General features: G+C 73.0%; 3 protein-coding genes. All 3 read right to left on the reverse strand.

The window, feature by feature from the left end; genetic code table 11:
- Position 1: 1 nt before the first annotated feature.
- The 3 genes from AB0K60_RS28410 to AB0K60_RS28420 are packed head-to-tail and all read right to left on the reverse strand — an operon-like array spanning position 2 to position 14,963.
- On the reverse strand, positions 2-4,606 hold the full coding sequence (locus AB0K60_RS28410) for a condensation domain-containing protein (RefSeq protein ID WP_364061593.1): 4,605 nt from the start codon (positions 4,604-4,606) through the stop codon (positions 2-4).
- The gene (locus AB0K60_RS28415) at positions 4,603-9,204 is read right to left on the reverse strand and encodes an amino acid adenylation domain-containing protein (RefSeq protein WP_364061596.1); all 4,602 of its coding nucleotides are present in this window, start codon (positions 9,202-9,204) and stop codon (positions 4,603-4,605) included. Before AB0K60_RS28415 ends, AB0K60_RS28410 begins: the two co-directional genes overlap by 4 nt.
- Complete coding sequence (locus AB0K60_RS28420; protein ID WP_364061599.1) at positions 9,204-14,963, reverse strand: SDR family NAD(P)-dependent oxidoreductase; 5,760 nt, start codon at positions 14,961-14,963, stop codon at positions 9,204-9,206. The genes AB0K60_RS28415 and AB0K60_RS28420 overlap by 1 nt, the downstream gene beginning before the upstream one ends.

The following is a 14,963-nucleotide window of genomic DNA, read 5'->3' on the forward strand; positions in this document are numbered from 1 at the left end:
GTCAGCCGTTCCTCCCGGCCGGCGACCTGTACGCGTCGGTCACCGGGCGGTCGGGGTCGGTCGCGAGCGCGGCGACCAGGTGGGGCCAGCGGCGTATCAGGCCCGCCACTGCCTTGGGATCGACGCGGCCGGGGTCCCACAGCCACATGCCGCGCAGCCGGCCGGCGTGCTCACGCATGATCAGCGCCAGATCGGCCTCGCCGGGCCGGATGTCGGCTGTGACCTCGGAGAAGACGTAGTCGCCGGCTCGCTTCAGCGGCTCCGCGTGCAATTCGGGCAGGTCAACCGCGGGTATCGGGGCGTTCAGCAGGTTGAACCGGTGGCGGAACGGGTCGGAGCCCTCGCTCATGACCCCGTCCACCGACCACAGCGGGACGCCACGGCGGTCGTGCGCGTCGAGCGTGTCCTCGCGGACCCGTTTGATCAGCTCACCGAAGGCGGGAGCGCCGGAGACGTCCACGCGCACCACCAGGTCGTTGACGAGGTAGCCGACCAGGTTGGCCGTCTCCGGCCGTTCGCGGCCCGCCTCCGGGAACGCCACGATCGCCTCGTCGCGTCCCAACGCCTCCGCCAGCAGCACGCCGTACGCCGCCACCAGCACCATGAACAATGTCGCGCCCGATGCCCTCGCCAGCTCGTTGAGGGCATCGGTCACGTCCGCGTCCAGGATGAAGGAGCGGCGGTAACCGGTGATCGGCTCGTCTCCTGCGGGATCCGGGCCGGTGGCGAAGTCGTCGGGGGCCGCGAGCGCCGGTACGGCGGGCAATCCGGAAAGCCGTCTCCGCCAGTAGTCCACCTGCTCGTCGGCCGCTCCGGTGGCGAGCCGCCGCCGTTGCCACGCCACGACGTCCGCGAACCCCACCGGCAGCTCCGGCAGTCGCGGCTCGCGCCCGAGCGCCTCGGACATGTACAGCTCGCACAGATCGCGGACGAGCACGCCGTAGGACCAGTTGTCGGTGACCAGGTGGTGCATGACGAGCACGAGCACGGCCTGATCAGCGGCGGTCACGATGAGCGTGCCCCGCACGAGATGCTCGGCGTCGATCGCGAAGGGCCGACGGCTCTCCGCGTCGACGATCGCGCGCACCCTCGCATCGGCATCCCCCGGATCGGCGTCTCGGACATCGACCACGGAGAGCGGCCACGAACCGTGGGCATCGACGATCTGGGACCAACCAGATGATGTGGTGACGAAGCGGGTCCGTAGCGTCTCGTGCCGTCGTACGAGCGCGTCGAGGGCGCGGCGGAGGGCCGGCTGGTCGAGGCGGCCGGTGAGGACGAGCGCCGTCGGCACGTTGTGGTGGGCGTCGTCGGCGGGGACCGGATGGTGGACGAGCAGCCGTTCCTGCGCGAAGGACAGCGGGAGCGGCCTGCTGCGATCCACCACGTGGATCGGGTCCGCGACCTGCCGTGCGCCGGCCCCCGCTTCGGCGAGACCGGCCGCGATTCCCGCGACGGTCGGGTTGTCGAACAGCTTCCGGAGCGGGAACTCCACGCCGTGCTCTGCGGCGATCCGCGCGGCGAGCCTGGTCGCCAGCAGCGAGTGGCCGCCGAGCTGGAAGAAGTCGTCGTGCACGCCGACCCGCTCGACGCCGAGGATGTCCCGCCAGATCTCGGCGATGCCGCGCTCCAGGTCGTCGCGGGGCGCCACGAACGTGTTCTTCGGCCCGCCCGTGGCGAGTTCCACGTCCGGCAGCGCGGCCAGATCGACCTTGCCGTTCCTCGTACGCGGCGGGGCGGGCAGCACCACGAACGCCACGGGGATCATGTAGTCCGGCAGCCGTTCCCGCAGGTACGCGGTGAGCTCGGCGGCGTCAGGCGGCGCGTCGCCGGTCACGTACGCGACCGGGCCACGGCGGCGCACGACGACGAACGCCTCGTTGACCCGCTCGTGCCCCAGCAGGGCCGCCTCGATGTCGCCCAAGTGGGCGAGGAAGCCGCGCAGCCGTACATGCCGGTCGAGGCGTCCGAGGTATTCGAGGACGCCGTCGTCGCGGACGCGGCCCAGGTCGCCGGTCCGATACAGCATGGTCCCCGGGTCGAACGGGTTGGGGACGAGGCGGTCGCCGCGATCCCCCCGGGTCCCTCGCGCGCCCTGGGGCGTTGTGCGCCGCCGGACGACGACGTGCACCTGGCCCGCCATGCCCGCCGGGACCGGCCGGAGCCGCTCGTCCAGCACGTACACCGTGGTGTTGGCGATCGGCGTGCCGATCGGCACGGGACCGGGGGTGCGGTCTCGCGTGCACGTCCACGCCGCCCAGGAGCCGTACAGGGTGTGCAGCCGGGCGCGGCTGCGGGTGAAGAACCGGTCGCGGACCTCGGCGGGCAGCGGCTCGCCGCCGCAGATCACCCGCTTGAGGCTCAGGCAGCGTTCCAGGCCCGGCTCGCGCAGCAGGGCCGCGAGCCGCGACGGCAGGAAGTGCGCCGTCGTGATCTTCTCGCGGCGGATCAGCTCGACGAGGCGACGGTCGCCGAACGCGTCGCCGTGGGTGGCACCGCCGCCGTCACCGGCCACGACCAGCGTCGCCCCGGCGACCAGCGGCAGGAGCGTCTCCCACAGGGACGCGTCGGCGGTGAGCGGCGCGTTGCCCAGCACCCGGTCGGCCGACGTGACGCGGTACTCGTCCCGCATCCACAGCAGCAGGTTGCGCAGCTCCTCGTGCGTGTACTCCGAGTCGCCGACGACGCACGCCAGGTCCTCCCCGGTCACGGTCACGCCGGGGCCGCCGCCAAGGTCGTCCTCATCGGCCGAGTCGAGCACGCCATCGAGCCCTATGTCGAGCCCCAAGTCGAACACCGCGTCGTCCGGAGCCGCGTCACCGGCGAAGTCCGGCGCGACATGGACGGCTCCCGCCTTCAGCACGGCGATCAGCCGCACGACCGCGTCGGCCGTACGGCCCGGCGGCACCCGTACCAGCGTGCCCGGCCCCACCCCGGCACGGCGCAACCGCCGGGCCAGCAGCTCGGCCCGCCGTTCCAGCTCCGCGTAGCCGAGGGACTCGCCGTCGAACCGCACCGCCACGGCATCCGGCGTACGCCGCGCCCACCAGGCCACGTACTCGTGCGCCCAGACCGGCCCCGGGCCCGTTTCGGGGCTCACCTCATCATCACACCAGCGACGTGCGGGGCCGCGTACCACGCACTCCGCCTCGTCGGCGATCGGCAGCTCGCCGATCCGGCGATCGGGGTCCTCGGCCACCGTGCGCAGCACCTCGACCAGCGCGCGGGCGATCCGCCGGGCGTCGTCGGAGGTGAACAGGTCGGTGCTGTACTCCAGCCGCCCCCAGATCGAGCCCCCCGCCCTGGCGTCCCCGTCCTCGAACAGGTCGAAGAGCAGGTCGAACTCGGCCTTGGGCGCCTCCAGCGGAATCGGCTCGATCGTGACCGCCCCGTGGTCCCAGGAGGGGAACGGGACATTTTGGTACGAGAGCAAGACCTGGAACACCGGCGTGAGCGCGAGCGAGCGTTCCAGCGGCAGCGCCTCGACCAGCTTGTCGAAGGGCACGTTCTGGTGCTGGTACGCCTTGAGGCACACGGCGGCGACGCGGCGCAGCAGCTCCCGGAACGACGGATCGCCGCCCAGATCCGTGCGCAGCGCGAGCGTGTTGACGAACAGGCCGATCAGCGGCTCCAACTCCACCGACGTACGGCCCGCGATCGGCGTGCCGATGACCACGTCGGTGCCGCCGCCCAGCCGCTGAATCAGGATCTTGACCGCCGCGGCCAGCACCATGAACAGCGTGGCCCCCTCCTGCCCGGCCAGCTCACGCAGCCGCGCGACCAGCGACGGCGGCAGTTCGACGGGCACGGAGGAGCCCCGGTAGGTCTTCTCCTTGGGGCGCGGGCGTCCGACGGCCAGTCCCGCATCGACGGGCGCGCCGGCGAGTTGCCGGGTCCAGTAGGCGATGTCCTCCGCCCAGGCGTCCGCGACCTGAGAGTTCTGCTGCCAAGCGGCGAAGTCGCCGTACTGGATCGGCAGCTCCGGCAGCCCCGTCGGCGCCCCGGCCGCGTACGCGCCGTACAGGCCGGTGAGCTCGCGCATCAACACGCCCATCGACCACCGGTCGCCGACCAGGTGGTGCATGGTGAGCAGCAGCGCGGTGTCCTGGTCCGCGAGACGCAGCACCTCGACGCGCAGCAGCGGGCCGGTCGTCAGGTCGAAGGGCCGCTCGACCAGCTCGGCCTCCCGCCGCATGATCTCGTCCTCCGCCCGCTCCGCCGTACGCCCGCGCAGATCGACGACCCGGACGTCGGCCGTCAGGTCCGCGCGGACCCGCTGGTACGGGTGGCCGCCCGCCTCGAAGAACACCGTGCGGAGCGTCTCGTGGCGGCGCACGACCTCCTGGCAGGCGCGGGTGAACGTCTCCGGGCTGAACGGCCCGCGCACCCGCAGCGCCGCCGAGATGACGTAGGCGGACGTGCGCCCGGCGAGCCGGTCCAGAAACCAGATCCGCCGCTGCGGAAACGTCAGCGGAACGGGGGCGTCCGGATCCGGGCGAGGGGGCACGGTCCGGGCCGGCGCACGCTCGAAACCCTCCTCGCGCAGCAGCTTCTCCAGCAGGTCCAGCCGCCGCCGCGACAGCCGCAGCCCTTTCGCGTCGGTCATCGGGCACCTCCGAGGACGCCCGCGCCGCCGGGCTCGCCGAGGGCGTCGGCCACCTCGTCGTCGGACAGCTCACCGAGCTTGATCACCAGCTCGGCGGTGCGTTCGACCAGCGCACGCGATGCCGCGTCCGCCAACAGGGTCCGCGCCAGCCCGGCCACGGTCGGCTCGCCGAACAGGCGGTGCAGCGGGACCTCCACCTGGAAGATCTCCCGGATCCGGGCGACGACCCTGGTGCTCAGCAGCGAATGGCCGCCCAGGTCGAAGAAGTCGTCGTCGACGCCGACCCGTTCGACTCCGAGGGTCTCCGCCCAGATGGCGGCGAGCACCTCCTCCACGGGGGTGCGCGGGGCGACGTACACCGCCCGCGTCTGCTCCCGGCCGCCGTCGGGCGCGGGCAGCGCCGCGCGGTCGATCTTGCCGTTCGGGGTGAGCGGCAGGGCGTCCAGGAACACGAACGACGAGGGCACCATGTAGTCGGGCAGTTGCTCGCGCAGCTTCGCACGCAGCCGCGGCACCAGCCGCCGGATCCGCCGCAGCCCGGCCCCGTTCACGTAGTCCGCCCACCGTGGCGGCGGAGGTTCGCTGGTACGCCGAGGCACCGGCCTCGGCGAAGGCTCGCCGATACGCCGCGATGCCGCCCCCGGAGGTCCGCCGTCGATCCGGCGCAGCACGGCGTCGAAGCGGCCGTCGGGTCCGTGCGCCGACCAGTCCAGGGACAGCGAGTATCCGTTCGCGTCGGCGATGCCCCGCAGTTCCTCGGGGTCCACGCCGCCCGGCTCACCGAGCATGCGCCGTACCCGGGCGTTCGGCACCTCGCTCAAGGCGAGCAGCTCCGGCCGTACGCCGGACAGCCGTTCGCCCAGCAGCGCCAAGGACCAGCCGTCATCCCAGCCGAGCCAGTCGCATTCCGAGGCGGCGACCTGCTCCCCGGCCACCGTGAGCAGCACGTCGTACCGGAAAACGGTCATCTCGTTGTGATGGCGGCCTGCCCGGGGAGCCACCGCGACGTCGGTGATCTCCGGGAACCGGGCCGGAAGCGCGGTGAACAGCCGCGGGTCGATGACCAACTCCTCGTCCTGCCCGGCCCGATGGCGGGCCTGGCTCCACAGCCGCTCGCCGGAAAGCCCCGGATCCGTCGCCCGCAGCACCGACGCGTGGAAGGCGTCAAGGAGCGGCAGGCTGCGCACGTCGCCGACGATCACGACGCCGCCGGAGGCCACCCGCCGCAGCGCGCACTCCAGCGCCGCCAGCAGGTACTCCTCGTCGGGGAAGTACTGCACCACCGAGTTGAGCAGCACGACGTCGAACCGCTGCTCGGGCAGCTCGTCCAGCCTGTCGGCCGCGCACGCGAACAGCTCCCGCTCTCGGCTCTCACCGTCGCGAGGCGCCCCCACCCCGAGGGCGTTCAGCCTGGCCAGCGCGACCTCGGAGACGTCGGTCCCCCAGTACCGCGCACAGTGCGGGGCCACCCGGGAGAGGACCAGCCCGGTACCGCACCCCACATCGAGCACCGAACGGGGTCGCCGGGCGAGCACGAGCCCGACGGTGTGGTCCACCCACTCCCGCATCTCCTCTGCGGGTATCGCCCGACCGGTGTAACTGCTGATCCACCCCCGGGTGTCGAAGCCGGGATCGACTCCGTTCCCGCTCGCTCCCTCGCCGACGAACGCGCCGACCGCGTCATAGGCGGCGTCCCACACTCGGCGCCACTGATCGAGTCGCTCGACCCACCGCTCGGCTTCGCCCGCGCCGACCTCCGACGACGAATCCTCCCCCTCCGCTGCCGCCGGAACGACGTAGGCGACCAGGCGTTGATCGCCCGGGGTGTCTTCGCGGACGGCGGCGACCGCGTCCGCGACCTCCTTCTGGCTTCGCAGGAGGGTTTCGATCTCGCCGAGTTCGATGCGGAAGCCACGCAGCTTGACCTGGTGGTCGAGCCGGCCAAGGAACTCGATGCCGCCGTCCACCGTACGCCGTACCAGGTCGCCGGTGCGGTACAGCCGGGCCCCGGGCCGCCACGGGTCGGGGATGAACCGGTCGGCGGTCAGATCGGGCCGGTTCAGGTAGCCGCGGGCCAGACCGGCGCCGCCGATGTGCAGTTCGCCGGGTACGCCGGGCGGGGTGAGGCGGCCCGCCTCGTCGAGAACGTAGAGCCGGGTGTTGGCGATGGGCTCGCCCAGCCGGATCGGCCCGGGGCCGACGCGCGCCACCGACGACCAGATCGTGGTCTCGGTCGGGCCGTACATGTTCCACAGGCGTACGCCGACGCCGAGAAGCCGCTGCGCGAGTTCCGGCGGCAACGCCTCGCCGCCGGCGAGGGCCCGCAGGCCCGCGCCGCCGGTCCAGCCCGCGTCCAGCAGCATGCGCCACGTCGAGGGTGTGGCCTGCATCATCGTGGCGCCGCTGGTCGCCAGCAGGTCGGCCAGCAGCGCGCCGTCCGCCGCGGTCGCGCCGTCGGCGAGGACGACACAGGCGCCCTCGGTCAGCGGCAGCAGGATCTCCAGCGCGGCGATGTCGAACGACAGGGTCGTCACGGCCAGCAACGTGTCATCCGGGCCGATGCCGGGACGCTCCCGCATCGCCGACAGGAAGTTGGCGAGGGCCCGATGCGTGATCTGCACGCCCTTCGGCCTGCCGGTGGACCCGGAGGTGTAGATCACATACGCGAGGTCGTCAAGATCGACGCTCTCGTCGAGCGATCCCACAACCTCCTGCTCGTCGCGCTCATCCAGGCGGATGGTGTGGGTGACGGGAGCGTCGCCCAAGGCGAGGCGGCTCAGCACGTCGCGTTCGGTGAGCAGGACCTCCAGCCCGGAGTCCTCGATCATGTAGGCGAGGCGCTCGGGCGGGAAGGCCGGGTCGAGCGGCAGATAGGCGCCGCCGGCCTTGAGCACCGCGAGCAGCGCCACCACCATGCGGGGCGAGCGTTCGGCGCAGATACCCACCAGGGTTTCCGGGCCGACGCCGAGGCGGCGCAGCCGATGGGCCAGGCGGGTGGCGCGGTCGTTCAGCTCGCCGTACCGAACGATCTCGTCTCCGTGGCGCAGCGCCGGGGCCTGCGGTCGCCGCCGGGCCTGCTCGGTGAAGCGCCGGTGTGCCGCGGCCGGGTCCCGCCAGCGGCGTTCGGTCTGGTTTCCCTCCTCGGCGAGCCGCAGTTCCTGGTCCTCGGTGAGGATCGGCACCCGGCCGATCGGGCGGTCCGGCTCGGCGATCAGGTTCTCGACGAGTTGCCCGAGGTTCCGGGCGAGCCCCTCGACCGTGGCCGCGTCCAGGACGTCGGTGTTGTACTCGAACCAGCCGCTCAGCCCGTCCGCGCGTTCGAAAACCTGAAGCTCCAGGTCGAAGCGCGCCGTGGTGCTCTCCACGTACATCGGCTCCAGCCGCAGCCCGGCGACCTCGAACTCGGGGAGCGGGATGTTCTGGTAGATGAAGGAGACCTGGAAGATCGGGGAGCGGGACAGGTCCCGGCGCGGGTGCAGCTCCTCCACGAGGCGCTCGAACGGCACCTCCTGATTGGCGAAAGCGCCCAGGCAGGCCTGCCGTACCCGCCGCAGCAGCTCACGGAACGTGGGCCGCCCCGACAGGTCGGTACGCAGGGCGAGCGTGTTGACGAAGAAGCCGATCACACGCTCGATCTCGGGCCGTGCGCGGTTGGCGACCGGGACGCCGACCACGATGTCGTCCTGGCCGGTGTAGCGGTGCAGCAGCACCTGGTAGGCGGCGAGCAGCGCCATGAACGGCGTCGCCCCCTCGCTCTGGGCGAGCGTACGCAGGCCGGCGACGACCGGTTCGGGCAGCCCGAACGGCCGCGACGAGCCGTGGAAGGTCTGCACGGGTGGCCGGGGGCGGCCGGTGGGCAGTTCCAGCGCGGGTGGGGCGCCGCGCAGCGTTCGCTTCCAGTACTCCAACTGGGCCGCGGCCTTCTCGCCGCTGAGGCGTTCGCGCTGCCAGAGGGTGTAGTCGGCGTACTGGACGGGCGGCTCGGGGAGGGCGACCTCGACGCCTTCGACGAAGCCGCGGTACAGCGCGACGAGTTCCTGGACGGCCAGCGCCATCGACCACAGGTCGGCCACGATGTGGTGCACGGTGAGCAGCAGGATGTGCTCGTCCGGGCCGAGGCGCAGAAACCGCGCCCGGAACAGCGGGCCGGTGCTGAGCTCGAACGGGCGGGCGAACTCCTCGCGTGCCAGCGCGTGGATCTCCGTCTCGGTCAGCGGGCCGCACTCGACGACCACGAACTCCGGCGGGGACGCGGCGGCCACCACCTGCACGGGCTCCCCATCGACCGTCTCGAACGTGGTGCGCAGCGCCTCGTGCCGCCGCACGATCTCGTCGCAGGCGCGTCGCCAGGCGTCGAGGTCGAGCGGGCCGTGCACGCGCACCGCGCTCGGCACGTTGTACGCCGCGCTCCCCGGTGCGAACCGCTGCAGAAACCACAGGCGGCGTTGGGCGTGGGAGGCGGGGAAGCGGTGGGGACGTTCCGATTCGCGGCGTTCCCGGGCCCGCCGTTCGCGGGCGAGTCGTTTTTCGCGCAGCCGTTCGGCGAGCATGGCCCGCTTCTCGGCCGCGCTCAGGCTCGCCAGGTCAAAATCGCTCATCAGTCGTTTCCCTCCGGTCGCCCTGACTCCTCGGCGAGTAGTTCGCGCAGCCTGGCGTCCACCTCGGCGTCGGTCAGTCCGTCGATGTCCAGGTCATCGAGGTCATCCAGACCGTCCAGGCCGTCCAGGTGGCCCCCGTCGTCCCGCTCGCGGCGCAGCACGGGGATGGGGTCGTCGTCGTCCGCGTCCGTACGCCCGGCCTTGGCGAGCGCGGCGACCGTGCCCGCGACGGTCGGGGTGTCGAAGAAGTCCCGCAGCTCAAGCCGTACGTCGTAGCGGGCGGCGAGCTTCGAGCCGATCTGCACGGCCGCGAGCGAGTGGCCGCCGAGGGCGAAGAAGTCGTCGTTCAGCCCGACCCGGTCGAGCCCCAGGACCTCCCGCCAGATCTCCGCGACCGCCTGCTCCTCGTCGGTCGCCGGAGCCACGTACGGCGTGGCGAGATCGGGCCGCGGATGCGTGTCCGCGGACGGCGCGATGCGCTCGGCCTCCCGGATCACCTGCGCCGGGGTCAGCGAACGCGCCAGCCGCTCCAAAACCACCAGGTCACCGCCCGAGACCAGCAGGTGCGCGGGCACATCCGGCGCGGCGAGCACGCGGGCGAACGCCGCCACGCAGTCCCGCGCGCTCATGCCCCTGCTGAGCGCGTGCAACGCGCCCCCCGCGACGGATTCGGCGTCCGGGGCGGCGGCGAGCCGCTCGATCTGGCCGACGAGCGCGTCCAGGTCGTTGATCCGCTTGATCGTGAAGCCGGTGATCTCGACGAGCAGCCGCCCGTCGGGGTCGTACAGGTCGATGTCGCAGGTGAGGGTCTCGCCGGTGCCGCCGGGCCGCTCCTTCAGCTCGACCCGGCCGAAGACCGTGGCCGTCAGCCCGGCGTGCACCCGCAGCCGCCGGTAGGTGAGCGGCAGGTAGTACACGTCGCCGCCCTGCACGCGGGCCGCCGCACCGGCCACGTCGAGCAGCGCCGGATGCAGCGCGTACTCGTCGAGGTCGCCCAGGTACGCGTCGTCGAGGCGCAACGTGACGAACAGCCGCCCCTCGCCGGCCTGGATCTCGCGCAGGCATCGCCAGCGCGGGCCGAAGTCGAACCGGATGCGTTCGCCGCGTTCGACGACGTCCAGCTTGAGGCGGCGTTTGAGCTCGTCCTCGGTCCCGATCACCTCGGTCACGCCGCATTCGCGCCGCACCTGCTCCAGGTCGCGGCGGGTCTCGGTCGCGGCGCGCTCGTGGAACGTGATCGTGCCGCTCGCGTGCTCCTGCCAGTCGCCGCCGTCCCCGGCCCGGCCGCGTACGGCGAACCGGGTGGTCCCCGAATCCGTCCGCACGGTGGTGACGACCTCGCGAGTACGCCCGTCCGGAACGATCAACGGCATCGTGAACAGCACGTCGTGCAGCTCGACGACCCGTCCGGCCGCCTGCTCCGCCACCGCCGCGCGGACGAGCTCCAGGTACGCGGTCCCGGGCACCAGGCCGTGCCCCATGATCCGGTGCTCGTCCACGATCCAGTCGTCGGCGGTGCTGAACTCGGTGACGTACGAGCGGGCGTCGCCGGTCTCCTCGACGAGGCGGTGCAGCAGCGGATGGCCCGTCGCCCGCCCGCCGCCGAGGCCCCCACCGAGGCCCGCGGCGAGGCCTGCGGCCATGCCGACGCCGCGCCAGGTGTCCCAGCCGATCGCCGAGACGACCGCCCCGGTACGGCTCCGCCGCCACCGGGCGAACACGTCGAGGAAGGCGTTGGCCGCCGCGTAGTCGCTCTGCCCCGGGCCGCCCACGACCGAGGCCCGGGACGAGCACAGCAGGAAGAAGTCCAGGTCGTCGCCCGCGCAGACGCGGTCGAGGACGAGGGTGCCGCGCGTCTTGGCGGCGAGCACCGCCGCCGCGTCCTCGCGGGACTTGCCCATGATGAGGCCGCGCGAGGGGACGCCGGCGGCGTGAATGACGCCGTTGACCGGGCCGAACCGGTCACGCAGTTCCGCCACCGCCTTGGCCGTCTCCGCGATGTCGGCCACGTCGGCCTGGAGGGTGACGATACGGACGCCGCGTTCGCGCAGCCGTACGAGGCGTCGGACGCGGCGGGTGACGGCGTCCTGCTCGGGGTGCGCGTCCAGCAGGTCGTCCCAGGTGTCCTCCGCCGGGAACGGCGACCGGCCGAGCAGCGCCAGCACCGGACCGGCCGCCCCGGGCACGCCCAGATCGGCGATGGCCTCCGCCAGGTGCTCGGCGAGGGCGAGCCCCACGCCGCCGAGCCCGCCGGTGATGAGGTAGACGCCGTCGGGCCGGAGCCGGACGCCGTCGCCTTGGGCGAGTGACAGCGGCTCGAACCCTCGCGCCCACCAGTACCGGCCGCGCAGGGCAAGATCGCGCGGTGCCGAGCCGGTCGAGGCCGCGTCAGACGCGTCCGGGGCGTGGCCTTCGTCGCGCCGCAGCATCGCGGAGATGGCGGTGACGGCCTGGGCGTCCGGATCGTGTGGATTTACACCGGTGATGTCCAGGGTCCGGCACGTCACGTCGGCGACCTCTTGCGGGATCACCGTAGCCGGGCCCAGCAGGAGGGCGTTCTCCGGCTGCGCGGGCTCGTCCCCGGTCACCTCGTGCACGCCTCGGCAGAGCACGTCGATGGCGACCGGATGCGCCGGACGCGCGTCCCCGATCCCCTGGGCGAGCGCGAGCAGGCCGTCGAACGCCATCCGCGTGCCGGTTTCCAGCCGTTCGTCCAGGTCGCCTGCCGGGTCCGTGGCGAGGCTCCACAGGTGCGCCAGCCGTACCGGCTCGTCCGTCTCCTCAAGCACAGCGGCGTAGTGGGCACGGTCGGCGGGGTCGATCGCCCAGCTCAGGTCGCCTTCCCGGCGCAGCTCGGCGGCGGCGCGTACGCGGACCACGGTGGCGCCCTGCGCCTCCAGCGACTCCGCGAGCGCGCGGCCCAGGGCGAGGTCCGCGCCGAGCACCACCACGCGCGAGGAGCAGGGCGTGGTCCGGCCGTCGTGCGGCAGCCGTCGCCAGGTGGGGGTGTAGAACGGGCCGGTTCGCGCCGTCGGCTCCGAGGAGGACGGGCCCGCGGCGGGTACCGGCGCGGCGGATCGGCCGTGGGAGGAGGCCGGGTCGGGCGTCACCCAGTAGCGCTGCCGCTGGAACGGGTAGCCGGGCAGGCGGAGGCGGCGACGGTCCTCGCCCGCGTAGCAGGCGGCCCAGTCGACGTTCGCCCCGGCACTCCACAACGCGCCGACGCCCTGCAGCAGGACCTCACGATCGTCCTGACGCTGCCGGGGATGGCGCAAAGTGGTCGCGACCACGCGTTCCGGCGTCCAATCCCGGTGCGCCTGGACGAAACCGGCGAGGGTCCGCCCGGGACCGACCTCCAGCAACGGCCCGGACTCGCGCAGCAGCTCGCCGATCGCGTCGGCGAACCGGACCGGCCGACGCAGTTGCCGCCCCCAGTACGCCGGGTCGGTGGCCTCCTCGTCGGTGATCCAGGTCCCGGTCACGTTGGACACGAACGGGATCGACGGCGGGTTGAGCCGCACCGCGCGCAACTCCTCCACGAGCGGCGCGACCGCCTCGTCCATGTCGGGGCTGTGAAAGGCGTGCGAGGTGTGCAGCCGACTGCACCCCACCTCGGCGGCGGTGAGCCGGACGCGCAGGTCCTCGATCGCCGGTTCGGGCCCGGCGACGACGCACATGGCGGTGGAGTTGACGGCGGCGAGGCACAGGTCGTCGCCGAGCAGGCCGGTCGTCTCGGCCTCCGGCAGCATGACCGCGAGCATCGCGCCGCCGGGCCGCGCCTGGACGAGCCGGCCCCGGGCGGCCACCACCCGCACCGCGTCCGGCAGCGAGAGCACCCCGGCGAGGCACGCCGCCGCGTACTCGCCGATGCTGTGCCCGGCCATCGCCCGAGGCCGCACGCCCCATTCGCACAGCAGCCGCGCCAGGGCGTACTCGACGGCGAACATGACCGGCTGGGTGAACGCGGTCTGGGCGAGCCGCGCGGCGGCGTCGGCGTCGTCCGCGGCGGGGAACACCAAGGTGCGCAGGTCCTCGCCGAGATGCTCGGCGAACAGCTCGGCGCAGTGATCGAACTCGGCGGCGAAGTACGGCTCGTGCTCGTACAGGTCGCGGGTCATGCCCGGGTACTGCGCGCCCTGGCCGGGGAACAGGAACGCCACGGGGGCCCCGTCGGCGGCGGCGACGGCGTCGGACGCGGTGACCCCGCGCAACGCCGCGACGGCCTGGCCGGGTGTCCCGGCGACGACCGTACGCCGGTAGTCGAACGCCCGGCGGCGGGTCCCCAGCGTGAACGCGACGTCGCCGAGGTCCGCCTCCGGATGGCGGTCGAGATGATCGGCGAGCCGATCGGCGCTCTCCGCGAGCGCCTGCGGCGAGCGCGCGGACAGCGGCAGCGCGTGCACCTGGCGGCCCGGCCCGCCCGGCGTGCCGACCGGCGGTTCCTCCAGCACCACGTGCACGTTCGTGCCGCCGATGCCGAACGAGCTCACCCCGGCGCGGCGCGGCGACGCCGTCGCGGGCCACGGCCGTGTCTCGGCCGCGATGACGAACGGGCTGGTCTCCAGCGCCAGCTCCGGATTGGGCCGCTCGAAGCCGACCGTCGGCGGGATGATCCCGTGTTTGACCACCAGCACCGCTTTGATCAACGCGGTGACCCCGGCGGCGGCGTCGAGGTGGCCGACGTTCGACTTCACCGAGCCGACCGCGCAGAACCCCACCTCGGACGTACGCTCCCGGAACGCCCGGGTGAGCGCGGCGATCTCGATGGGGTCGCCGAGCGCGGTGCCGGTCCCGTGCGCCTCGACGTAGCCGATCGTGCCGGGCTCGACCCCGGCCACCGCCATCGCCTCGGCGATCACCTCGGCCTGCCCGTCCACGCCCGGCGCGGTGTAGCCGACCTTGACCGCGCCGTCGTTGTTCATCGCCGACCCGCGGATCACCGCGTCCACCTGGTCGCCGTCCGCGAGCGCCTCGCCGAGGCGGCGCAGCACGACGACGCCGACGCCGTTCCCCGCGACGGTGCCGCCCGCGGCGGCGTCGAACGGGCGGCAGTGGCCGTCCGGCGACAGGATGCCGCCCTGCTGGTACAGGTATCCGTCCTTCAGCGGCACGCTGACCGACACGCCCCCGGCGACCGCGATGTCGCATTCGCCGTTGAGGAGGCTCTGGCAGGCCAGATGCACCGCCGTGAGGGAGGTGGAGCAGGCCGTCTGCACGGTGACGCTCGGGCCTCTCAGGTCGAGCTTGTACGAGACCCGGGTGGCGAGGAAGTCCTTGTCGCTGGCGAGCAGGGTCTGGTACGCGCCCGCCGACTCGGCCACCGCCCGGTTCGCCAGCACGTTGAACAGCAGGTAGGAGTTGAGGCTCGCCCCGGCGAACACGCCGATCCTGCCCTGGAACGCCCGCGGGTCGTGGCCCGCCGACTCCAGCGCCGTCCAGACGCATTCGAGGAAGACCCGGTGCTGCGGGTCCATGATCTCGGCCTCGCGTGGGCTGTAGCCGAAGAACGCGGCGTCGAACGTGTCGGCGCCGTCGAGCACGCCCTTGGCCTTGACGTAGTCCGGCCGTTCCAGCAGCTCGGGGGCGACGCCGGCCTCGGCGAGCTCCGCCGCGGATAACGCGGCGATGTTCTCGCGGCCGTGCAGGAGGTCGTCCCACAGGGACTCGACGTCCAGGGCCCCGGGGAAGCGGCCGGCCATGCCGATCACCGCGATGTGGTCGGGGCCCTCCGGGACGTCGTCGGTTGTGTTCTCTGCCAT

Origin of the sequence: Thermopolyspora sp. NPDC052614 (assembly GCF_040678635.1) — a bacterium.
Taxonomy (GTDB): Bacteria; Actinomycetota; Actinomycetes; order Streptosporangiales; family Streptosporangiaceae; genus Thermopolyspora.

What these genes read in the sequence shown, in the direction of transcription:
- AB0K60_RS28410 (WP_364061593.1), bottom strand. Translation starts at nt 4,606, where the DNA reads ATGACCGACGCGAAAGGGCTGCGGCTGTCGCGGCGGCGGCTGGACCTG.
- AB0K60_RS28415 (WP_364061596.1), bottom strand. Translation starts at nt 9,204, where the DNA reads ATGAGCGATTTTGACCTGGCGAGCCTGAGCGCGGCCGAGAAGCGGGCC.
- AB0K60_RS28420 (WP_364061599.1), bottom strand. Translation starts at nt 14,963, where the DNA reads ATGGCAGAGAACACAACCGACGACGTCCCGGAGGGCCCCGACCACATC.